The following is a 22,727-nucleotide window of genomic DNA, read 5'->3' on the forward strand; positions in this document are numbered from 1 at the left end:
ATAAAATATGAGGGTTTACACAATCTGGTTTACAGGGTCGCCCCAGAGAGTGATTTATTTTTGAAAACTATTTGTATTGTTGTTCGGGACCAAACAATTAATTCAATTAAATACGAGTTTAAGGTCTAAAATTTATTTGTAACAATTAAAAAACTTGATTGGCAATATTTTTTAAGGTTGGGACAGGTAAATTAAACGATTTTGCTAATTTAAGTGTGCGCTTTAGTCTTGCGGGTGCAGATCTGCCCATACATTGGTGTGCTAAATCGCCTTTAAAGGCGTGTATCATGCCTTTTTCTAATTCATCTTCGGCAAAATTTTTACCTGTGAGTGCACTTTGTAATTTCAAAATATCACTGGACACATTGCGCATTAAGTCAAGATGATTGTTGCGTAAATCATTAACCGTTGCACCCGTTTCAATAGACAATCCTGCAATATTAGTGGTGAGAATATAAATATTTTTTAGCACCAGTTCAAATAATAATTCATTCTTGGTGTTAAGTGTGCGGGCGGGAATATCAATCAACGCCAAAGAATCTACTAAAATTTGTGCTTTTTTGCCATAGGCAGGGGAGGAGATTAACACATTAGAATCCATACCTTTTTTCTTTTCAAACCAAACCGAAATAACCGTTGGATTTGTAAAATTATGCACCTCCCAATCTCTTGGTAAAAGCTCATTTTGCATCATTGCTACTCTGTCCTTCCATTGTTTTGGAATGGATTTTAAGGCATTTTGCAAATCCACTTCTGCAGTGCAAACCAAAATGAGTTCTGGGTCGATAGTATTTGCTAATTTATTAATATTAGTTTCACGAGTAATAGGGTAAACGGGGTAATTGTTTTTTAAAAATGCCCGTGCAAAAACACTACCAAGTTCGCCGATTCCCAAGACTACGATGGGTTTCTTCATGTTATTTACCAAGGGCCGCGACTACCAGGAATATATGAAGTGCCATCATCATTCCGGTGTTGATTGGGTTTATAAATACTTTCATCGTAGACCCAATTTTGGACAAATTTTGGTATTAATGAGTAATGCAAACGACATTCTTCTGCTTGCTGGGTAAATCTTAATATAAATGCAAATCCAATTAAGGGCACTAGCCAAATAAAAACAATTCTGACTATTTTTATCCACAAGTGGCGAATATCTTTTTCTTGCACGGCAATAATAGAAGTGACAATATTAAAATATAAAATAAAGGCAATAAAAATCAGGATGAAACCAATAATTATTTCTTTCATTTTAAAACCTCAAGTAAAGTTTTACCCATTGTTGCAGGAGTAGGAGAGACGGCAACACCCGCTTTTTCCAAGGCGTTGATTTTATCAATGGCTTTACCCGAGCCAGCACTGATGACGGCACCCGCATGCCCCATGCGTTTGCCTTTTGGGGCGCTGAGTCCAGCGATATAGGACACCACAGGTTTTGACACATGGGATTGAATGTATTCGGCAGCCTCTTCTTCTGCCATGCCACCGATTTCGCCGACCATGATGATGGACTGCGTTTTTTCATCAGCTTCAAATAGTTTAAGGCAGTCAATGAAATTCATACCCTGAACTGGGTCGCCACCGATGCCGATACAGGTGCTTTGCCCTAATCCCACTTGGGTGGTTTGGTGCACGGCTTCATAAGTCAATGTACCAGAACGAGAGACAATGCCGACACTGCCTGCTTGATGAATATTGCCAGGCATAATGCCAAGTTTACATTCATTTGGGGTGATGACACCTGGGCAATTTGGACCGATTAAGGTCGAATTTGAGTCTTTTAAAATCGCCTTTATTTTAAGCATATCTTGCACGGGGATGCCTTCGGTAATACAAGTGATGACAGGCATTTGCGCTTCAATCGCTTCAATAATTGAAGCGTAGGCAAAACGAGGCGGAACATAGATCATACTGGCATTTGCACCAGTTTCACGCATTGCTTCGGAGACACTGTTGAATACGGGTAAATCTAAGTGTGTTTGCCCGCCTTTTCCTGGGGTAACGCCGCCGACGAATTGGGTGCCGTAGGCAATAGACTGCTGCGAATGAAAAGTGCCTTGTTTACCTGTAAAACCTTGGGTAATTACCTTGGTGTCTTTATTGATTAATATACTCATTTTGATAACGCCACAATTTTAATTGCCGCTTTGGTTAAATCGGCTTCGGTGTGAATATTAACGCCAGATTCATCTAATAATTTAAGCCCTGCCGCTGCATTTGTACCTTCAAGCCTTACTACAATCGGTAAATTTAATCCTACTTTTTCAATCGCTTGCAAAATCCCTTCTGCAATCAAATCACAACGCACAATCCCGCCAAAAATATTCACTAAAATCCCCTTAACATTTACCTCGCTCTGAATGAGCTCAAACGCTTTTGCAACGCGTTGCGCCGTCGTGCCACCACCAACATCTAAGAAATTCGCAGGTGAACCTCCATGATGCTCAATCAGGTCCATCGTTGCCATTGCCAGCCCAGCACCATTGACCATACAGCCGATTGTACCGTCGAGTGAGATGTAATTCAGTTGCCATTCGCTGGCAGTCATTTCCTTCTCATCTTCTTGGGAAATATCACGCATTGCCAAAATATCTTCGTGGCGATACAAGGCATTATCGTCAAAATCAATTTTTCCATCCAGTGCTAACAGCGTGTTTTCTGCTGTTGTAATGAGTGGATTAATTTCAATTAAACTAACATCTTTTTGCGTGAAAATATTATACAAACCCAATAATGCAGTGTTAAATTGCTTGGTTAATGCCGTGTTTAATTCTAATTTTTTTGCAATTTCAGCACAGTCCTTTGTAGATAAAACCCCTAATGGGTCAATGCCAAATTTAATAATTTTATCAGGTGTTTCACTGGCAACTTTTTCAATGTCCATGCCACCTTCAGTTGATGCTAAAACTGTGATTTTTTGCGTCTGCCTATCAATCAATAAACCTAAATACAATTCGCGTTCAATATTTTGCCCCGCTTCAATTAACAACTGATTAACCGGCAAACCCTTGGCGTCCGTTTGCGGTGTAATCAATTGTGTGCCCAATAATTTGTCGCAAGTATTTTCAACTTCTGCCACCGAGTGACATAAAATTACACCGCCCCCTTTACCGCGACCCCCCGCATGCACTTGCGCTTTAACCACCCAAATATCACCACCCAAAGTATTGCAAGCATCGCTTGCCTGGGCAGTGGCGTCAATCAAAATACCATTCGGGGTTTGAATGTTATTTTTCTTAAATAATGTTTTCGCTTGGTATTCGTGAATGTGCATAATGTTTGTTTTTTTTAGTTAGAGTCAAGAACCAGTAAAGAAAATAATATACATATAAGTAATTGATTTATAATATTTTTTTTATTAAAAAATATAAGATACTTAGTCAAAATCAAGAACTAGTCAAGAAAATGTCACACCCAAAATGGGTGATGGCCCCTTCTAGGACCTTCCATGTCAGCAATTTTTATTATAGGTTTTATAAATATGTTTCTTTAAATGTTTCGTAACTACCAACTTTAGCAAAATTTATTTCAAATTCTAAATCATTTATCTTGTCAATTCGTACAGAATCTATTCCTAAAAATTGTAATTTTGCGTAAGTTAGCAATTCACCTTCAGGTAATTCTAAAACATCTCTAAGAAGCCATTGCCCTAATTCTTTATTAGAATATGACATTAAGGCTTTACTGCTATCTTGACACATTTTACTTTTCATTATTTTACCATTTGGCAGTTTTAATGAAAAAGGCATATCTCTACTTGGAAAAAAATTTGGAAAGTTGTTATGGATTACTATAGGGACAGGTATATAAATTTCATTTGCATGCCTTACTCTACCTTTTGCATTCCATTGATTAAGTCCACTTTTTTCAAAAACCTCCATATTTTTACTGTATAAAGGCAAATAAACAGTTTGCTTGATTTTAGTGTCAGTTAAAAATATTTTTTCTTGTGTAAAACATTCTTGCAAAGTTAACAACGGGTCTTTTAATATATTAATATCAAATTCATCAAGAATTAGGCTAGGATTGGTACTATCGAATCTTTTCGATAGGGTACTTTTTGAAAGTGAAAAAGAATAATCATTAATATCGTCATCAAATTTGATGACATTTTTTTTGGCATTGATTTTAATGTGTTGGATATTATTAATAGCAATTTTGTCCATGTTACTTTCAAATATTTTAAACTTACTTTCTTCTCGTAAAACACAATGATAAATAGAACTTTGTGTTTGATAGGTTTTTTTGGCAAACTGAATTCTAGCATTTCTGAGATTTGCTACCTTTTCAATGAGTTTTTTGTTGCTTAAACCTATATATAGTTCCCTGTCATTATTAAACTCTGCGATTTTTTGAAAGGTTTTATTATTATTTGCTAAAAATGTTTTTAGCCCTATACCAATAAGGCCCTTTTTGGCATCTATCGATACATCACCTCTAGACAAATCATCTGCTTTGAATGCTCTGCAAAATAATTTTTCAGCTATTCTATAATAAAGATATGGTGTTTTTGAATCCGAATATAAGTTTGATAAAGAGCCAACTATTTCTAAAAAATTCTGATAGTCTCCTTGTTGATTATTTGATTGATTTTCAAAAAACATTTGATTAAGTTTCCAAGGCTAAAGTTATATTATTTATAATTCTCTCTACCAAAGGAACGCAGATAGAGTTGCCAAATTGTTTATACAAATTAGAGTCAGTTATGTTTGGCAGTATATAGTTTTCTGGATACCCTTGAAAATTCGCACACTCTTTAGGTGTTAACTTTCTAATTCCTTTATTATCTAAAATGATTGGCACATTGTGTCCACCCATACCCATATTTGCTGTTAATGTTGGACAGACAGCACTTTTATTTTCTCGAACATATTTTCTACGCCATTGATAAATAGTATTTTTTTTAGTAATATCATCTTTTAATTTTTTATGCAAGGGTTTATTATTGTAGTAATATTTTTCATCAACTGCTTTTTCCAAACAACTGCTAATGGTTTTTTTGAGTTCTATTTTCTTCGGAAATGAAAAATTATTAAATGCTTTTTGTTCTAGAAAACCCACAATAAATATTCTTTCTCTATTTTGTGGCGTGTTGCCATATTTCATGGCATTCAAAACATTGTCAGTAACTTTATACCCTAATTTCTGTAATTTATTATAAATGACTTTGATTGTATTACCTTTATCATGAGTTTTTAAATTTTTTACATTCTCCAAAATAAAGGCTTTTGGTTTTTTTTCTTTAAGGATTTTAACTATATCAAAAAACAAATTTCCTCTGCCATTTTTATCATCAAAACCCTGTCTATGACCTGCAATAGAAAATGGTTGACAAGGAAAGCCTGCAAATAAAAAATCAAAATCGGGTATATCTTTTGCTTTAACTTCGATGATATTGCCAGCAAAATTACCTGAATAAAATAAATCTTTATTGTGTTTTAAAAAATTAGCCTCATAAGTCTTTCTAGCATTATCATCAAATTCACTAGCGAAAACACATTGACCACCTAAATTTGAAGCTGCTAGGTGAAAACCACCGATACCTGCAAATAAATCAATAAAAGTAAAATTGGGTTTTTTATTGACATCAGACTCTTTTGTCTCGAAGCGATCTAATAATCCCATTTGAAAGGCGTCCTCTACACAGTCAGTGTTTTTTTTGAGGGAATTTTCTTGGATGTAGTTAACATCTTTTATTTTTAGCATAGCATTATTTTACAAACAAAATACAGTGTAGTTTAAGTAAAATAAGATATTTTATTTTTCGTAATTTTTAAAAATGGCAACTTATTCCACTAGTCAGTTCAAAAACGGCTTAAAACTTATTTTGGATGGTAATCCTTGTTCGATTATTAATAACGAAATTCGCAAACCTGGCAAGGGGCAGGCGTCTAATAAAGTCAAACTTAAAGATTTAATCACGGGTAAAACTTTGGAAAAAACTTTTAAATCTGGCGAGTCTGTGGAAGGTGCTGATGTGATGGAAACAGATATGCAATATTTGTATAATGACGGCGATGGTTATAATTTTATGGACCCCAAAACTTTTGAACAATATACGCTGAGTGAAGTGGGTATGGGTGATGCGGTGAAATATTTGGTTGAGCAAGATATGTGTGTTATTACGCTTTGGAATGACAATCCGATTTCAGTCACACCACCAAATCATGTGATGTTGGAAGTGGTGGACACAGATCCTGGACTCAAAGGTGATACCGCAGGTACAGGCGGAAAACCAGCGACAATGAACACGGGCGCGGTGGTACAAGTACCTTTATTCATCAGCATTGGCGAGAAAGTTAAGGTTGATACGCGCACGAACGAGTATGCGGGACGCACTTAAAAAAAATAGCGTTTTTTTTAATCAAATACGACAATTTTTTGCCCAAAGAGATGTCGTTGAGGTGCAAACTCCGCAACTTTTAAACTACCCCGTTACCGATGTTTATATTGACAGCATTACCATGCAAGTCAATCAAGACATTGAACCACAAGCCAAATACCTGCACACCTCCCCCGAATTGGAAATGAAAAAACTGTTGGCGGGCGGTAGCGGTAATATTTATCAGATTTGCCCTGTGTTCCGTGACAATGAGCAAGGTGCTCAAAACTTTAATGAATTCACAATGTTGGAATATTATCGTGTGGATTTTGACATGCACCAATTGATGAATGAGGTTGTAGAACTGTTGCAACACTTGGGTTTTCAAGGTGAAGTGTCAAAATTATCTTATGCACAAGCGTTCAGAAAGTTTGCTGATATTGATATTTTAAATACCGATTTTGATAAACTTAAGTCCATCGCTAAAACCTATGGACTGTGTACAGATTTTGAGTGGATTGAAGACTTGCAAATCTTACTATTTACCCACTTAATAGAGCCAGAATTGGAAGATATCCCCTTTTGTTTCATCTACGATTATCCTGTAGAGCAATCCGCCCTTGCTAAGGCTAAAGGGCAAGTGGCACAGCGTTTTGAGTTATATGCGCACGGCATTGAAATCGCCAACGGCTACGATGAATTACAAGGGGCGGGCGAATATCAACAGCGTTTTGAAGACGAAATCAGTAAGCGCGCTGTATTGGGCAAAACCTCCGTTGATTTAGACAAAGATTTCTTATCAAGTTTAGCCAATCCTTTGCCACAATGCTCAGGTGTGGCAATTGGCATTGAACGATTATTATCGGTAAAATAACACTTATGAAATTTTTAATTATCCTGATTATCAGTCTAAATACCCATGCATTGCAACTGTTGCAGCCTAAGAGCGGGCACAATACCATCAAGCAACAATCGGAGCAATCAACCCTATCGGCCAGCAAACTTTTAACGCAATTAAAAAAAGATGCCAAACGAGGCAATGCAAGAGCACAGTTTAGTTTAGCAAATATGTATTACCATGGTATTAGTACCAATCAAGATGTCAAGTTGGCGCTTTATTGGTACACTCAAGTGGCTGAATTGGGCTATCCGAGCGCACAATTTAATTTAGGTAATTTTTATTATGAAGGCATCGGTACTCAGAAAAATTTTCAACAAGCGATATTTTGGTATGAAAAATCTGCCAACCAAAATTTGATTAAAGCACAATATAAATTGGCCAAAATTTATCATCAGCAAGGTGATGAAAATACTGCCAAATACTGGTATGAAAAATCTGCACAATTAGGCTTTGTCCGTGCACAATTAGACTTAGCAAAATTATATGAAGTGGGTTTGGGTATTGACAAAGATTTAAAATTGGCACAACATTGGTATGAAAAAGCTGCAATGCAATTCAACGCTGAAGCGCAAGCGTATTTAAACAAACTTATTCGTGACAAAAAATCAATCAACGGACCAAGTTTGCAAGAAATCTCAGACTCATTAGCAGAAAATAGCAAGCTTTTAAATAATGAGACTGTTGAACATTGAAAAATAATTTTTGGGAAGTGCTTACGCTTGAAGAGATGACTCGTACGCAATGGGAATCGTTATGCGACAATTGTGGACGCTGTTGCCTGCACAAAATCGAAGATGAGGACACTGAAGAAATTTATTTCACTGATGTTGCTTGTCAATATCTTGATGTAGAAACTTGCCAGTGCCCGCACTACGAAATGCGACAATCTTTCGTACCTGATTGTCTAACTATCTACCCAGATTGGGGTAAAAAATTTAATTGGCTGCCCGCTAGTTGTGCCTACCGCCTATTATCCGAAGGTAAGCCCTTATTCGATTGGCACCCATTGATTAGTGGTAATGTAGATTCTGTACATTTGGCGGGGATTTCTGTTCGCGGACGGACATTCAGCGATGAAGAAGTAGCGGCAGAAGACATTTATAAGCATGTTATCACTTGGGTTGATTGATGAAAAAAATCTGTTAAAATTTGTCTTTAATATTTTAAACTAAGAATTTGCAATGAAAAAAATCTTATTATTGGCTTTATTGCTTACCACGCAAGCATTCGCCGCATGGCCACATAAAGACATTTCACAAGCGGTATTTGCAAAATCAGTAGAAGAAAGAGCGCCAATTGACATCATTACCGAAATCGATAACTCCGTAAAAAAAGTCTATTTTTTTACCAATATCCGTCATTTAAAAGGGGATAGAATTACCCATCGTTGGCTGTATAAAAGCAAAGTAAAGGCAGAAATCAGTTTTGACATCAAAGGCAATAGATGGCGCGTTTGGTCAAGTAAAAACCTTTGGCACAGATGGACAGGGGAATGGACGGTTGAAGTTGTCAATCAAAACGCAGAAATTTTATTAACAAAAACATTCGAGTATAAAAAATCATGAATAAAGTAGTATTAGCCTATTCAGGTGGATTGGATACCAGCATCATCGTTAAATGGTTGCAGGACACTTACCAATGTGAAGTCGTTACTTTTACAGCGGATATTGGTCAAGGAGAAGAAGTCGAGCCCGCCCGCGCTAAAGCAAAAGCCGCTGGTGTAACCGATATTTATATTGAAGATTTGCGTGAAGAATTTGCTCGTGATTTTATCTTTCCAATGTTCCGTGCTAACGCAATTTATGAAGGCGAATATTTATTAGGCACTTCAATTGCGCGTCCGCTAATCTCTAAGCGTTTGGTAGAAATTGCCGACGAAGTTGGTGCCGATGCCATTAGCCACGGCGCAACAGGCAAAGGTAATGACCAAGTGCGTTTTGAATTAAACGCTTATGCGCTGAATGCCGATATTCAAGTAATTGCCCCTTGGCGTGAGTGGGATTTGTCATCACGAGAGTCATTGATGAATTACGCAAAAAAGCACGGCATTGAGATTGATTACCAAAAACAAAACAAAAAATCTCCTTACTCAATGGACGCAAATTTATTGCATATTTCTTACGAAGGCGATATTTTGGAAGACCCATGGGCAGAGCCAGAAGACGATATGTGGCGTTGGACAGTTTCCCCTGAAGATGCCCCTGACAAAGCCGAGTATGTGGAACTTACTTATTTAAAGGGCGACATTATTGCCATCAATGGTAAGGCGATGAGCCCCGCAACCGTAATGGAAGATTTGAACAAACGCGCAGGTGCTCACGGTATTGGCCGTGATGATATTGTTGAAAACCGTTTTGTTGGTATGAAGTCTCGTGGTTGCTATGAGACACCAGCCGGCACAGTAATGCTAAAAGCCCATCGGGCTATGGAAAGTCTTACTCTCGACCGAGAGGCGGCACATCTAAAAGACGAATTAATGCCAAAATATGCCAAAATGATTTATAACGGTTTTTGGTTTGCGCCAGAGCGAGAAATGCTACAAGCTGCCATTGACCAAACGCAATCCGTCGTTAACGGCACCGTGCGCCTTAAATTTTACAAGGGTAATGTCATCATCGTCGGTCGTAAATCTGACAACTCATTGTTCAGTGAAAAAATTGCAACTTTTGAAGACGATCAAGGTGCGTATGACCAAAAAGATGCAGCAGGTTTTATTAAACTCAATGCATTGCGTTTACGCCTTAAGGCACTAAGTTGATATTCAACCTTAAATTTAAATAATAGACAATAAAAAGCCCGATAATCACCGGGCTTTTTATTGTACTTTATATGGAGGCCGGAACCAGAGTCGAACTGGTCTATAAGGCTTTGCAGGCCCCTGCATAACCGCTTTGCTATCCGGCCAAGGTGTGGAAGCGGTAATAAAAAAAAGCCTGTTCTCACAGGCTTTTTTTAAATTTGGAGCGGGAAACGAGATTCGGACTCGCGACATTCACGTTGGCAACGTGATGCTCTACCAGCTGAGCTATTCCCGCATAAGCGACATATTATAATGTGTTTTTATTGGGGTTTGAAGGTTTTTATACCTTCTTTTAAATAAATAAACCCAGAGTATAAAGTTAACAAAGTGGCAGCAACCAATAAGCTCACCCCAATCTCAAAACTCGGCAAGCCAAAAAATGGCTGCTGATAAAGTAAAAATAGAATGGCAAAGATTTGCACGAAGGTTTTTACCTTGCCAACAAATGATACATTGATCGTTGAACGCTGGCCAATCGTACCCATCCATTCTCTAAGAGCAGATACCAAAATCTCTCTGGAAATAATAATCAACGCACAAATACTAATATACCAGTGCGTATCACTTGGATAAAAATCAACTAAAATTACCAGTGCTGTTGAAACCATTAATTTATCTGCAACAGGATCCAAAAACGCACCTAATCTCGAAGTCATATTTAATTTTCTTGCAAGGTAACCATCTAAATAATCCGTCACGCTAATCATTGCATAGATTAGCGTGACTGCAAAATTTATCCAAGTAAATATCGGCGTGTCAGTATAAGCGGGTTGAAAATAATACAATACTACAAATAACGGGATGAGCGCAATTCTTGATAAAGTTAAAATATTTGGTATTGTCATCATAAGATAATAATCAGTATAAACAAAAAACCCCTGCATATTTGCAAGGGTTTTAAAAATATGGTGCGCCCGGCTGGAGTCGAACCAGCAACCGCTCGGTTCGTAGCCGAGTACTCTATCCAGTTGAGCCACGGGCGCAAATTTTTGCTTGAAAATGCAAGCTACTGCGTTATTTTCCAACTGGTGTATATGTAATACTACCTGTTGAAAAATGCCTTGTATTTTACGCCTTCAAACAAAAATTGTTATAGAGCGTAAAGCGTTACTTTTCACAAGATGGGGAATTATACGCAAATTTTTTCAATAATTCGTTCTAATTTTGCAACTCTTGAGCCTTTAAAAAGAAGGGTGGCATTTTTGTGTTGTTTCAGTGTTGCCACTAGTTCCTCTGCATTATCAAAATTTTGCACACCATAATCTGCTTGATAACTGTATAAATATTCAATATCTAATGACTTTGCAAATGCACCCACTTGCTGATGATAAGCCTCAGATTTATCGCCAAGCTCTGCCATTTGCCCCAATACTGCAATTTTTTCACCTGCAAAACCCTTTAATACTTCTAGTGCATATTGACTTGAGCTTGGACTGGCATTATAACTATCATCAATAATCGTCATTTCATCATAATGAATAACATTCAGCCGACCTTTTTCCGCCTGCGTATTTTCCAAGCCCTGTTTAATAGTCGCAATATTCACCCCCAATGCAGCCGCACAAGCACTTGCGCTCAAAGCATTATCAATATTATGTCTGCCTAATAGCGGTAAATTTACAGTAATTTTTTCATTAAAAATCGTCAAGCAAAATTGATTATTGTTAATCTCACTGGCAAATATATCACCCCCTTCGCCAAAACTGATATCACCCGTAAACCCTGTTTGCGTATTCACAATATTCTGCGAATGCGATGCGTAAATTTCACCTTTCGCTTTCACCAAATTCTCAAACCCACCAAATTCACCTATATGCGCATCCAAAGTATTGGTAACAAGTGCAATATCGGGGTTAACCATGTCACGCAAATATGCGATTTCTTCCAAATGATTCGCCCCCATTTCAATGACGGCATATTGGTGTTTTTCTTCTAATTTAAGCAAGGTCATTGGTACACCGAGATGGTTATTGAGATTGCCTTTGGTTGCCAAAGTGGGTGCTTTTAATTTAAGAATGTTTTTCAACATATTCTTGGTCGTGGTTTTACCGTTGCTACCCGTAATTGCAACCACTTTCGGCTTCAGCCTTTCTAAATTCCACCGTGCAATCTGCGTAAATGCAACCTGCGTATCTGCCACCACTAACGATGGCAAATCCACCACCACAGAATGATGCACTACAACTGCCACAGCCCCCATTTCTTGCGCCTTTTCTACATAGTCATGCGCATCAAAATTCTCCCCCACCAACGCCACAAACACGCCGCCATCCATTCTTTTTCGAGTATCTGTATAAATACCAGTTACTGCCACATCGACAGAACATTCCGTTTTTAAAATTTTGGCAAGGGTGCAGGTTGTGGTTTTTAACATAGGGTTTATTATAAACCAAATTCATTTTTCCTTTTAAAAACTCTGTTCCTGCAATAAAAAAAGATGTTATTGCCTATTTTTTATTTTTGCCAATCTTGCGCCTTCAATGATGGCAGCAATGATAATGTCGTTGTCGTTAGATTTTAGGGTTTTGTCTTTAAATGTTTGGGTGGTTTCATGGCCTTTGCCAGCGATGAGTAGGCATTCTTGTTCGCCGAGGCTAATGACAGCGCCCTCAATAGCAAGTTGACGGTCTTCGGTGATGTTGACTTCGTAGCTGTCATCGATGCCGTCGAGAATGTCATCAATGATGGCGCGTGGGTCCTCGTCTCGTGGGTTGTCGTTGGTGAGAATGAGGGTGTCGGCAAGTTTTGAGGCAATTTTACCCATTTGTGCACGCTTGTTTTGGTCGCGATTACCACCACAACCGAAGACGACGCGGATAGCGTATTCTGGGTAGTGGGTGCGTAGGGTGGTAATGGCATTCTCAATGGCATCAGGGGTGTGGGCGTAATCAACCCAAATTGGCTGACTGGCATTTTTTTGCATTCTACCTGGGGGTGGGGTCAGCCTGTGGAGTAGAGGGATAACCTCTTCATCGCTAAATCCTAAAGTTTTTAGGGTGTGGAATGCAGCTAAAACATTTTGTAAATTAAACTTACCTAAGAAGGGAATTTCGAAAACAAAACCGTTTAGTGTGGCTAAAAAACCTTGTTCAGTGGTTTTGATATCGGTGAAATCGGATAAGGCGTAGGTGCTGATTTTTTTGTTTTTGGCGGCGGTGAGGAAATCGGCATAATTGGCATCGTCTTGGTTGAGGACGACGGATTGTACGCTACTCTGTGAGAATAGGCGGGTTTTGACCTGTTTATAGCTTGCTAAATCTGAGTGGTAATCTAAATGGTCTTGGGTTAGGTTGGTAAAAACGGCAGTGCGGATGTTGAGACCTGCGATGCGGTTTTGGTCGATACCGTGAGAGGAAACTTCTAAAACGGCGGTGTTAATACCATCTTTTGCGTAGCCGTCCAAAGTGCGATACAGCGTGAGAATATCGGGGGTAGTTTGTGCTGAATTTTGCTCAGAATTGCTAATGCCTAAGGTGCCGATGAGTCCATTTTTGATACCTAATGCAGCCAATAGTTGCGAAATGAAACACGCCACAGAGGTTTTGCCATTGGTGCCAGTGATGCCGACAATATCAACTTTGATGGCATTATCGTAGAAAGTGGTGGCTAATGTTGCTAAATGTTTTGATAAGTTGTCAACTCGAATAGAAGGGACGCTACACTCTATGTCTTTTGAATCGACTAAAACAGCAACACAACCTTTGTCAATCGCTTGGTCTATGTAGTCGCTACCGTGTCCAGTCGCACCTTGTAGGGCAATGAAGAGGTCGCCATTTTGGACTTGGCGGGAGTTGAGACAGAGACCTTCTATAGAAAAATCGAATTCGGTAGGGGCAATGGTTTGCAGAAGTTTTTTGATATTCATAGGGGGGTATTATAACGAAACCACGGGCGTTAAAACTATTTCAGAATATTATAATGTAATGATAGTTTTGTGTTTTGTCGGCAAACATAGTAGAATTACAATCTTGATTATATAAGGAAAAAAAATGGCTTTAACGCGTAGAGAGTTTATCAAGGTATTGGGCGCTGGTTCGGCAGCGGGTTTGATTAGTGGTTGTGGGAACGATGCGGATAAATTATCGTCGCAAGAGAATATGTATGAGGTGGCAAAGACGGGCAGTGCGCGTATTTTGCATATTACCGATACGCATGGTAATTTGTTGCCAAATTATTTCCGTGAGCCAAATGTGAATTTGGGTTTTGGATCCACTTTTGGGCAATTACCACATGTGGTGGGGGATAAATTACTGAAAGAAATTGGTTATAAAAAAGGTTCTCCTGAAGCTTACGCTTTTACTTATAATAATTTTGAAGATTTAGCGGCTAAATACGGTAAGACCGGTGGCTTTGGACAGATTAAAACCGTTTTAGATTCGTTGCGTGAAAGTGCGGGCGGTGTGAAAAACACGCTAACACTGGATGGTGGTGATACTTGGCAGGGTTCAGGTACATCGTTGTGGACGCGTGGTGCGGATATGGTGGAAGCTTGTAATATGTTGGGTGTTGATGTGATGGTTGGGCATTGGGAGTTTACTTATAAAGAGCAAGAAGTATTGAAAAATGTCGGGTTCTTTAAGGGGGATTTTTTGGGTCAAAATGTGCGTATCTTAGAAGATGCTTTATTAGACGACAAATATATTACAATGACAGAAAAATATGATGGTAGAGGTCTTTATAACGAAGATGATGCATTGCCGTTTAAACCTTATGTAATTAAAAATGTGGGCGGGCATCGTATTGCTGTAATTGGTCAAGCGTTTCCACGCACCTCAAATGCAAACCCTCAAAAATACTTCTTTCCAGACTGGTCATTTGGTTTGCGTGAAGACGAGATGGCAGAATTAGTCGCTGATATTCGTAAAAATGAAAAGCCAGATGCGGTGATTGTGATTTCTCATAATGGTATGGATGTGGATATCAAGATGGCATCGCAAGTCGTTGGTATTGATGCTATTTTTGGTGGACATACGCATGATGGCATGCCGAAACCTATCGAGGTGAAGAATGCTGGTGGCGTAACCGTGGTAACCAATGCGGGTTGTTCAGGTAAATATATCGGGGTAATGGATTTAGACATTAAAAACCATAAGGTTGTTGGTTACAATTATAAAATGTTGCCGATTTTGACAGACTTTATTAAGCCGGATGCAACTGTTGTGTCATATATTAATAAAATGCGTAATACTAAGTATGATAAGAATGTGGTGGAAGCGCGCAGTAGTACAATGAGCAACAATCCAAACCGTATTGGTAAAACTTATGATGAAATTTTGACTGAAAAACTCTGTACTACGGAACAAACACTCTATCGTCGTGGCAACTTTATGGGCACCTGGGATCAAGTGTTGGTGAATTCGTTGCGTGAAGAGCATAATGCAGATTTTTCCATGTCGGCAGGTGTGCGTTGGGGCACTTCAGTGCCAGCGGGACATGATGTAACCATGGAAGATTTGATGACCAATACTTCAATGACTTATGGCGAGACTTATGTGAATGAGTTAAAAGGTTCGCAACTTAAAGATATTTTTGAAGGTATTGCTGAGAATCTCTTTGTCCAAGATCCTTATTTGCAATCTGGCGGTGATATGGTGCGTATCGGTGGCTTGGACTATACGATTGATCCGGCAGCAAGTTTGGGTAATCGTATTAGCGACATTAAAGATGATGAAGGTGTAGCAATTGATATGAATAAATCTTATAAAGTCGCAGGTTGGGCACAGGTTGGTTCAGTGGGCAATGGTCGTTTGATGTGGGATGTAGCAGCAGATTATTTGCGTAAGCAGAAGCATTTGAATTTGACCAAAGTTAACCATCCGACCATTAAAGGCGTGCAGGATAATCCAGGTATTGAAAACTATGCAGGTAAATTAATTTAAATTCTAAGGAGACCACTACATCAACCCATCACAACTTATGAAACACATAAAACAACGCCTTTTTTACCCAAAAACTCGTCAAATAGCTGGCTATTCTCCTCATTTTTGGGTAAAAAATGCACTATTTTCTATATTCCCTAAGTCGTACTGGGTTAATGCAGTGATCTCTTAATGAAAATTACAACGGTTTTTAAAAATTTGTGGTTTCGTGATTTAAGCGAGGACAAAATACATATTAATGATGCTGCTGTGCAAGTTCGTGCGGGGATTTTATTGATTATTCCAATTTATATGGTGTTCACTTTTGTGAATGTGGTGTATGGTCCAACTTGGGAGGTATCACCTGAGGTTATTGCTGCAGATACTTATGAAACTGATATGGAGGACCGCACGCTATATGTTGTTGAAGCGACGAAGCGGGTGTTTGAGTATGCGTTTCAGACAAAGTTATTGGTTTATGCTTTGATTGAAATGTTATTGGGTATGTCAGTGATTGGCGCTCGGTTTTCGCCGACAATTTTGTTGGCAAGTTTTTTAACGCTAAACAAACCACCTGAGTGGAAGCCAATTGGACCCAAGCGTTGTGCGTGGATTATGGGGGCGAGTTTTATTTCTGTGTGCATTGTGTTTTTTAATCCTGATGCGATTGCTGATGCGATTAACGGGGTATTGGGCACAAGTATTCCAGTGGATGTAAATTATGTGCCATCTACATTAGCATTGAGTTTGGTGGCATTGTGTTTATCGTTTATGTGGTTGGAAGCGATTGTGGGTTATTGCGTGGGCTGCAAAGTGTATGCATTATTGGTCAAAATCGGTATTGCTAATCGTCATTGTGATGCTTGTGAAAATATTGACTGGGATGAAATTAAACGCAAAAAACAGCAAAAATTAGATAAAAAATAGTAGAAAAAGTGTTTAAATTTTTTGTTTTATTTTGGCTGTTTGTTAGTGCATCAGTTGCCGATGTGGTCAAACCTGCTTTGGTTGAAATCTCAATTTATCCCGATAAAAAAGTTGAAATTGTCATTGATTTGAACCTTGAAGCAATGATGACAGGTATTGGTACACAATACAAAAAAACCACGGATGCACCAAACTCAGTCGAGTATGACGAATTGCGCGCCTTAAAGCCAGCAGAACTGCGCAAACGATTTGAAGTATTTGAGTCACAGTTTCTAAAAAAAATTCAATTCACGGTTAATCAAAAAGTTCAAGTCCTACATCTGGAAAAGATATTTATTGATATTATTGGCTATAAAAAACGCCCAAGAAAAACGCTGCTGACCTATGCAACCCAACTTGAGAAATGGCCAAAAACATTCTCTTGGCAATATGATAAGGCATCCGGTAATAGTGCGTTGCGCTATCAAATATTTAAAAAAGATGAATATAATTGGAGTCAATGGCAATGGCTGAATAATGGAAAGCCCAGTGGCGTGATTGATATTGAACATCCTGAGTCTGTAAGTGCCATGCAGCGTTTGACGCAGTTTATTGCCATTGGTTTTGACCATGTGGTTCCTTTAGGTTGGGATCATATTTTATTTATTATTGGCATGGCGCTTTCCTCACTTTTATGGCGTAAATTATTGCTATTAGTAACGACCTTTACCCTTGCACACACCCTAACATTGGGATTGGCAATGATAGGGGTGGTAGAAATCTCAGCGCGCATCATTGAGCCGTTGATTGCATTTTCAATTGCTTATGTTGCTATTGAGAATTTATTTTTAAATCAATCTATCAAGCGGAAAAGTATTGTTGTATTTTGTTTTGGTCTGATTCATGGACTAGGTTTTGCGACCATGCTCAAGTCTTTTGAAATGACTGATGATAACTTTGCCACCACTTTGATGGGTTTTAATGTGGGCGTGGAATTGGCTCAGATTATGATTGTGTTAAGTGTGGTAGCAGTTCTTTTAATTATTCGCGCTTTAAGTTTAAATTATCGAAAAGTGGCAGTGACGCCTATTTCTGTATTGATTGCTTTGATTGGAATTTGGTGGGGGATTGAGCGGATTATTGGTTAGATAATTTTCGCCTGCATTAAGGTATGCGTGTTGATTGCACCGACCACTTGATTATTTTCATCAACCACAGGCAGTGAATTTAGGTTAAATTTATCCATCATTGCGACCGCTGCCATCGCAGGTTTGTCGGCTAAGATGGACTTACAATTCGAGGTCATTACTTCGCCAATAGTCAAGTCTTGAATGTTGGCATGTGTTTCTAAAACGCGACGCAAATCGCCATCAGTAAATACTCCTTTAAGGTTTTTTTCTTCAGTGATTAACACCATGCCTAAGGCTTTTTGACTCATGACTAATAAAGCATCTAACAACCTAGTATCTGCGCTAACATAAGGGATATCATCGCTCGTTTTCATAATAGTGTTAACAAAAGTAAGCAAGCGCCTGCCAAGTGCGCCCGATGGGTGGGAGCGGGCGAAGTCGTCGGGACTAAAGCCTTTGTCATTGAGCAAACTGACTGCCAATGCATCGCCCATCGCTAATGCTACTGTGGTTGACGAAGTTGGGGCTAAATTGTGCGGACAGGCTTCTTTTTCGACGCTGACATCTAAATGTACATCGCTGATTTTTCCAATAGAAGAATCTGCATTGCCAGTCATGCTGATGATTGACACGCCGAGGCGTTTGATAACAGGTATCAAAGTCATAATTTCATCGGATTCACCTGAGTAAGAAATGCAAATGGCAACATCATTTTGTTCAATCATTCCTAAGTCTCCATGTCCTGCTTCAGCAGGATGGACAGCAAAAGCAGGGGTGCCTGTGGAGGCGAAAGTGGCAGCAATTTTGTTGCCAATATGTCCTGATTTTCCCATACCTATTAAAATGACTTTGCCAGTGCATTTTTGGATTAAGAGGCAGGCATTAACAAAACTTTGATCAAGTTTGTCAGCTAGTTGCGTGACAGCCTGTGCTTCAGTGAGGATAACTTGTTTGGCGGATTGTAGGAGTGAGTCAGACATATTGGTAAGTTAAATATATATAATGTTGGATTTTATCTAATTAATATGTATATGAGCAACGAAAAAATCAAAATTTTATTTGTATGCATGGGAAACATCTGTCGTTCGCCGACTGCGGAAGGTGCTTTTCGGGTGCAAATGAAAAAACTCGGTGTGGAAGATTTGTTTGAGGTTGATTCGGCAGGAACTCATGCTTATCATATTGGCGAACAGCCAGATGCTCGTTCACAATTATCGGCGAATAAGTATGGCGTGGATTTATCAACGCAACGCGCCCGTCAAGTGCATGAGTCAGATTTTTATCATTATGATTATATTTTTGCGATGGACGCTAGTAATTTAGCGGATATGATGGATATTTGCCCAGCGGAGCATCAGCACAAACTTTCTTTGATGCTTGATAATATTCCGAACAACAACGGCAAAGGTGTTCCTGATCCCTATTTTAAAGGGCGATTTGATGCCATTTTTGAAATGTTGAATAGGGCAAGTACTTTTTTGTTGAATAAATTACTTATATCCTAATCCAAAGATAAAAAGTCTGAATATGGCGTTAAGCCTTGCTATCAAAGTGCTTTCAAAATCCAGTGGTTCTACGGCGATTTTTTGAAAGCGCTATGGTGGTAAGGGTTGGCGTCAGATTTTTGTTTTCTATTTTTGGATTAAGGTTATATAAAAACAGTCTTTCAACGCAAGTGAATAAAAATCGGTAAATATGTTGACTAGGATTATTTTGCACAGTATAATATGACCCTTTATTGCTCCTTGAAAGAGGAGTGATTGGTATGTATTTAAAAAAATATTTAGACAATTATTGGAGTTCAGATTTATGTCAACGGTTAATCAATTAGTGCGTAACCCGCGTAAAAAGAAAGTAACAAAGAGTGGTGTACCTGCATTGGACAGTTGCCCGCAAAAGCGTGGTGTATGTACTCGTGTGTATACAACAACCCCTAAGAAGCCTAACTCGGCATTGCGTAAAGTTGCTCGTGTTAGATTAACAAACGCTGCTGAAGTAACGACCTATATTGGTGGTGAAGGTCATAACTTACAAGAACACTCGGTCATTTTGATTCGTGGTGGTCGTGTTAAAGATTTACCAGGTGTTCGTTACCACACAGTTCGTGGTGCATTAGATACAGTTGGTGTTGATGGCAGAATGCAAGGGCGTTCTAAGTATGGCACTAAAAAACCAAAGAAATAAACTAACTTAAAACAAGAGAAATACTATGAGAAGAAGATCCGCACCAAAAAGAGAAATCCTACCAGACCCTAAGTTTGGCGATTTAGTATTGGCTAAGTTTGTAAACATCTTAATGTTAGATGGTAAAAAATCTGTAGCCGAGAAGATCGTTTATGATGCGTTAGACACAATTGAAGCGAAAGGCAATGTTGAGCCGATTGATACTTTCAAACAAGCACTAGAAAATATTGGACCACAAGTTGAGATTAAGTCTCGTCGTGTTGGTGGCTCTACTTACCAAGTGCCTGTTGAAGTCAGGGCAGAGCGTAAAATTGCATTGGCAATGCGTTGGATTATTGAAGCATCACGCAAACGAGGCGAAAAAGGCATGAAGTTAAGATTGGCAGGTGAAGTGTTAGATGCTGTTCAGAACCGTGGTACTGCATTTAAGAAAAAAGAAGACACACACAGAATGGCAGAGGCAAACAAAGCGTTTGCGCACTTCCGCTGGTAATAATAAGGATTTAAGAAAATGGCAAGAAATCACCCACTGAAGCATTATCGTAATGTTGGCGTTATGGCACACATTGACGCTGGTAAAACAACCACTACTGAACGCGTTCTTTTATATACAGGTCGTACACACAAAATTGGTGAAGTGCATGATGGCGGCGCCACTATGGATTGGATGGAGCAAGAGCAAGAACGCGGTATTACCATTACTTCTGCGGCGACTACTTGTATGTGGAAGGGTATGGATGATCAGTTTGAAGAGCATCGTATTAATATTATTGATACTCCAGGTCATGTTGATTTTACGATTGAAGTTGAGCGCTCTCTTAAAGTATTAGACGGTGCATTGGCTTTATTTTGTGCAGTTGGCGGCGTTGAGCCACAATCTGAGACAGTATGGCGTCAAGCAAACAAATACAATGTGCCAAGAATTGGTTTTGTTAACAAAATGGACCGTGCAGGTGCTGATTTCTTGCGTGTTTGTGAGCAAATTAGAACGCGCCTAGGTGCTAATCCAGTGCCAATGCAAATTGCCATCGGTGCTGAAGAAGACTTTAAAGGTGTGATTGATTTAATCACTATGAAAGCAATATACTGGAATGAAGAAGACCAGGGCGCAACTTACGAAGCCAGAGAAATTCCTGCTGAATTACAAGACTTGGCAGACGAAAAGCGTGAAGATATGATAGAAGCAGCGGCAGAAGGTAATGATGAGTTAATGGAAAAATACCTAGAAGAAGGCGAATTAACGAACGACGAAATCAAACAAGGTATTCGTCTGCAATGTATTGACAACCAAATTATTCCTATGTTCTGTGGTTCAGCTTTTAAGAATAAAGGCGTGCAAGCAGCATTAGATGCAATCATTATGTATATGCCATCACCGCTTGATGTAGATGCGATTGAGGGTATTTTAGATGACAAAGATGAGACCAAAGTGCCACGAAATGCTGATGATAATGAGCCTTTTTCAGCCTTAGCGTTTAAAATTGCCACCGACCCATTTGTGGGTAACCTAACCTTTTTCCGTGTGTATTCAGGCGTCTTAAAAGCAGGTGATTTTGTTTATAATTCATCTAAAGGTAAAAAGGAGCGTATTGGTCGCATGGTGCAAATGCACTCTAATGAACGCGATGAAATTAAAGAAGTGCGTGCTGGCGATATTGCAGCGGCAATTGGCTTGAAAGATGTAACCACAGGCGATACTTTGTGCGATATGAAAGAAAAAATCATATTAGAAAGAATGGAGTTTCCAGAGCCAGTCATCGCCTTGGCGGTTGAACCAAAAACTAAAGCAGACCAAGAAAAAATGGGTATTGCCTTGGGTAAATTAGCTGCTGAAGACCCATCATTTAGAGTTTCTAGTGATGAAGAGTCAGGTCAAACGATTATTGCAGGTATGGGCGAGCTTCATTTGGATATTATTGTTGATCGTATGCGTCGTGAATTTGATGTTGAATGTAATGTTGGCGCACCGCAAGTAGCTTATCGTGAAGCGATTACAACCTTGGTTGAGCATCAGCATAAATTCGCTAAGCAATCAGGTGGTCGTGGTCAATACGGGCATGTACATTTGCGTATTGAACCTCAGGAGCCTGGTGCAGGTTATGAGTTTGTTGATGAAATTAAAGGCGGTGTAATCCCTAAGGAATATATTCCTGCGGTCAACAAAGGTATTCAAGAGCAAATGGAGAATGGTGTATTAGCAGGCTTCCCGTTAGTGGATATGAAAGTTACCGTTTATGATGGTTCTTACCATGATGTTGATTCAAACGAAATGGCATTTAAAATTGCAGCGAGTAAATGTTTGGCAGAAGGCGTTAGAATGGCAAACCCTCAGTTACTTGAACCAATGATGGCAGTCGAGATTGTGACCCCTGAAGAGTATATGGGTGATGTTATGGGTGACCTTAATCGTCGTCGTGGTTTAGTAGGTGCTATGGAAGACTTGCCAAATGGCAAACAACTCAAAGCAGATGTACCACTAGCTGAAATGTTTGGTTACGCTAATGATTTGCGTTCTATGACTCAAGGGCGTGCAAGTTATTCAATGGAATTTTCAAAGTACACAGCCGCACCGAAAAATGTTGCCGATGATGTCATTGAAAAATTAAACAAATAAATTTACTTAAAG

General features: G+C 39.0%; 23 protein-coding genes and 3 tRNA genes. 13 read left to right on the top strand and 13 right to left on the bottom strand.

Annotated elements, in window-relative coordinates; genetic code table 11:
- Window positions 1–145: 145 nt before the first annotated feature.
- The 6 genes from BSEPE_RS01265 to dcm all read right to left on the bottom strand — a co-directional run bounded on the left by BSEPE_RS01265 (window position 146) and on the right by dcm (window position 5,706).
- Window positions 146–916 carry a hypothetical protein gene (locus BSEPE_RS01265; RefSeq protein ID WP_066042915.1) on the bottom strand — a complete coding sequence of 257 codons (771 nt, stop codon included), beginning with the start codon at window positions 914–916 and terminating at the stop codon, window positions 146–148.
- A gap of 5 nt (window positions 917–921) precedes the next feature.
- Window positions 922–1,251 carry a hypothetical protein gene (locus BSEPE_RS01270; RefSeq protein WP_066042917.1) on the bottom strand — a complete coding sequence of 110 codons (330 nt, stop codon included), beginning with the start codon at window positions 1,249–1,251 and terminating at the stop codon, window positions 922–924.
- Window positions 1,248–2,117, bottom strand: coding sequence for a succinate--CoA ligase subunit alpha (gene sucD, locus BSEPE_RS01275; protein ID WP_066042919.1), 870 nt, complete (start codon window positions 2,115–2,117; stop codon window positions 1,248–1,250). The genes BSEPE_RS01270 and sucD overlap by 4 nt, the downstream gene beginning before the upstream one ends.
- On the bottom strand, window positions 2,114–3,274 hold the full coding sequence (gene sucC, locus BSEPE_RS01280; protein ID WP_066042921.1) for an ADP-forming succinate--CoA ligase subunit beta: 1,161 nt from the start codon (window positions 3,272–3,274) through the stop codon (window positions 2,114–2,116). The genes sucD and sucC overlap by 4 nt, the downstream gene beginning before the upstream one ends.
- A gap of 199 nt (window positions 3,275–3,473) precedes the next feature.
- On the bottom strand, window positions 3,474–4,604 hold the full coding sequence (locus tag BSEPE_RS01285; protein WP_066042923.1) for a phospholipase D-like domain-containing protein: 1,131 nt from the start codon (window positions 4,602–4,604) through the stop codon (window positions 3,474–3,476).
- Between the two features lie 4 nt (window positions 4,605–4,608).
- Complete coding sequence (gene dcm / locus BSEPE_RS01290) at window positions 4,609–5,706, bottom strand: DNA (cytosine-5-)-methyltransferase (RefSeq protein WP_231893508.1); 1,098 nt, start codon at window positions 5,704–5,706, stop codon at window positions 4,609–4,611.
- A 73-nt stretch (window positions 5,707–5,779) separates the two neighbouring features.
- On the opposite strand from dcm, the gene efp reads away from it, so the two are divergent.
- From efp to BSEPE_RS01320, 6 genes are read left to right on the top strand one after another with little or no spacing between them, the layout of a single operon-like run.
- The gene (gene efp, locus BSEPE_RS01295) at window positions 5,780–6,343 is read left to right on the top strand and encodes an elongation factor P (protein WP_066042925.1); all 564 of its coding nucleotides are present in this window, start codon (window positions 5,780–5,782) and stop codon (window positions 6,341–6,343) included.
- Entirely contained in the window at window positions 6,327–7,196 is an 870-nt protein-coding gene (gene epmA / locus BSEPE_RS01300; protein ID WP_066042927.1) for an EF-P lysine aminoacylase EpmA, read from the top strand. The genes efp and epmA overlap by 17 nt, the downstream gene beginning before the upstream one ends.
- A 5-nt stretch (window positions 7,197–7,201) precedes the next feature.
- Complete coding sequence (locus BSEPE_RS01305; RefSeq protein WP_066042929.1) at window positions 7,202–7,915, top strand: tetratricopeptide repeat protein; 714 nt, start codon at window positions 7,202–7,204, stop codon at window positions 7,913–7,915.
- Complete coding sequence (locus tag BSEPE_RS01310; RefSeq protein ID WP_066042931.1) at window positions 7,912–8,352, top strand: YcgN family cysteine cluster protein; 441 nt, start codon at window positions 7,912–7,914, stop codon at window positions 8,350–8,352. Before BSEPE_RS01305 ends, BSEPE_RS01310 begins: the two co-directional genes overlap by 4 nt.
- A 52-nt stretch (window positions 8,353–8,404) precedes the next feature.
- On the top strand, window positions 8,405–8,788 hold the full coding sequence (locus tag BSEPE_RS01315) for a DUF2914 domain-containing protein (protein WP_066042933.1): 384 nt from the start codon (window positions 8,405–8,407) through the stop codon (window positions 8,786–8,788).
- Window positions 8,785–9,981 (top strand): argininosuccinate synthase, encoded by a 1,197-nt coding sequence (locus BSEPE_RS01320; protein ID WP_066042965.1) that lies wholly within the window; start codon window positions 8,785–8,787, stop codon window positions 9,979–9,981. The genes BSEPE_RS01315 and BSEPE_RS01320 overlap by 4 nt, the downstream gene beginning before the upstream one ends.
- 72 nt (window positions 9,982–10,053) lie before the next feature.
- On the opposite strand, the gene BSEPE_RS01325 is transcribed toward BSEPE_RS01320, so the two are convergent.
- The 6 genes from BSEPE_RS01325 to BSEPE_RS01350 form a co-directional block, all read right to left on the bottom strand.
- Window positions 10,054–10,127, bottom strand: a tRNA-Cys gene (locus tag BSEPE_RS01325).
- A gap of 55 nt (window positions 10,128–10,182) precedes the next feature.
- Window positions 10,183–10,258: transfer RNA gene (locus BSEPE_RS01330), tRNA-Gly, on the bottom strand.
- 25 nt (window positions 10,259–10,283) lie between these two features.
- Window positions 10,284–10,871: a CDP-diacylglycerol--glycerol-3-phosphate 3-phosphatidyltransferase gene (gene pgsA, locus BSEPE_RS01335; protein ID WP_162262075.1), complete on the bottom strand. Its 588-nt coding sequence runs from the start codon at window positions 10,869–10,871 to the stop codon at window positions 10,284–10,286.
- Between the two features lie 58 nt (window positions 10,872–10,929).
- Window positions 10,930–11,006: transfer RNA gene (locus tag BSEPE_RS01340), tRNA-Arg, on the bottom strand.
- A 146-nt stretch (window positions 11,007–11,152) separates the two neighbouring features.
- Window positions 11,153–12,397: a UDP-N-acetylmuramoyl-tripeptide--D-alanyl-D-alanine ligase gene (locus tag BSEPE_RS01345; RefSeq protein WP_066042969.1), complete on the bottom strand. Its 1,245-nt coding sequence runs from the start codon at window positions 12,395–12,397 to the stop codon at window positions 11,153–11,155.
- A gap of 66 nt (window positions 12,398–12,463) precedes the next feature.
- Window positions 12,464–13,888 (bottom strand): UDP-N-acetylmuramoyl-L-alanyl-D-glutamate--2,6-diaminopimelate ligase, encoded by a 1,425-nt coding sequence (locus tag BSEPE_RS01350; protein ID WP_066042971.1) that lies wholly within the window; start codon window positions 13,886–13,888, stop codon window positions 12,464–12,466.
- A gap of 124 nt (window positions 13,889–14,012) precedes the next feature.
- Here BSEPE_RS01350 and BSEPE_RS01355 point away from each other — a divergent pair, with 124 nt between their 5' ends.
- From BSEPE_RS01355 to BSEPE_RS01365, 3 genes are all read left to right on the top strand, one after another.
- A complete protein-coding gene (locus BSEPE_RS01355; RefSeq protein ID WP_066042974.1) occupies window positions 14,013–15,902 on the top strand; it encodes a 5'-nucleotidase C-terminal domain-containing protein in 1,890 nt (629 codons plus the stop codon).
- 171 nt (window positions 15,903–16,073) lie between these two features.
- Window positions 16,074–16,808 carry a DUF4395 domain-containing protein gene (locus tag BSEPE_RS01360; protein WP_066042976.1) on the top strand — a complete coding sequence of 245 codons (735 nt, stop codon included), beginning with the start codon at window positions 16,074–16,076 and terminating at the stop codon, window positions 16,806–16,808.
- Between the two features lie 8 nt (window positions 16,809–16,816).
- The gene (locus tag BSEPE_RS01365; protein WP_066042978.1) at window positions 16,817–17,935 is read left to right on the top strand and encodes a HupE/UreJ family protein; all 1,119 of its coding nucleotides are present in this window, start codon (window positions 16,817–16,819) and stop codon (window positions 17,933–17,935) included.
- Here BSEPE_RS01365 and BSEPE_RS01370 read toward each other — a convergent pair.
- Complete coding sequence (locus tag BSEPE_RS01370; RefSeq protein WP_066042980.1) at window positions 17,932–18,897, bottom strand: KpsF/GutQ family sugar-phosphate isomerase; 966 nt, start codon at window positions 18,895–18,897, stop codon at window positions 17,932–17,934. The genes BSEPE_RS01365 and BSEPE_RS01370 overlap by 4 nt on opposite strands.
- Window positions 18,898–18,948: 51 nt before the next feature.
- Here BSEPE_RS01370 and BSEPE_RS01375 point away from each other — a divergent pair, with 51 nt between their 5' ends.
- The 4 genes from BSEPE_RS01375 (at window position 18,949) to fusA (ending at window position 22,715) form a co-directional block, all read left to right on the top strand.
- Window positions 18,949–19,422, top strand: coding sequence for a low molecular weight protein-tyrosine-phosphatase (locus BSEPE_RS01375; RefSeq protein WP_066045991.1), 474 nt, complete (start codon window positions 18,949–18,951; stop codon window positions 19,420–19,422).
- A 304-nt stretch (window positions 19,423–19,726) separates the two neighbouring features.
- Window positions 19,727–20,101, top strand: coding sequence for a 30S ribosomal protein S12 (gene rpsL / locus BSEPE_RS01380; protein WP_066042982.1), 375 nt, complete (start codon window positions 19,727–19,729; stop codon window positions 20,099–20,101).
- A gap of 25 nt (window positions 20,102–20,126) precedes the next feature.
- Window positions 20,127–20,594: a 30S ribosomal protein S7 gene (gene rpsG / locus BSEPE_RS01385; protein ID WP_066042986.1), complete on the top strand. Its 468-nt coding sequence runs from the start codon at window positions 20,127–20,129 to the stop codon at window positions 20,592–20,594.
- Between the two features lie 18 nt (window positions 20,595–20,612).
- On the top strand, window positions 20,613–22,715 hold the full coding sequence (gene fusA, locus BSEPE_RS01390; protein WP_066042988.1) for an elongation factor G: 2,103 nt from the start codon (window positions 20,613–20,615) through the stop codon (window positions 22,713–22,715).
- Window positions 22,716–22,727: the final 12 nt, after the last annotated feature.

The organism is endosymbiont of Bathymodiolus septemdierum str. Myojin knoll, from assembly GCF_001547755.1.
GTDB lineage: Bacteria > Pseudomonadota > Gammaproteobacteria > PS1 > Pseudothioglobaceae > Thiodubiliella.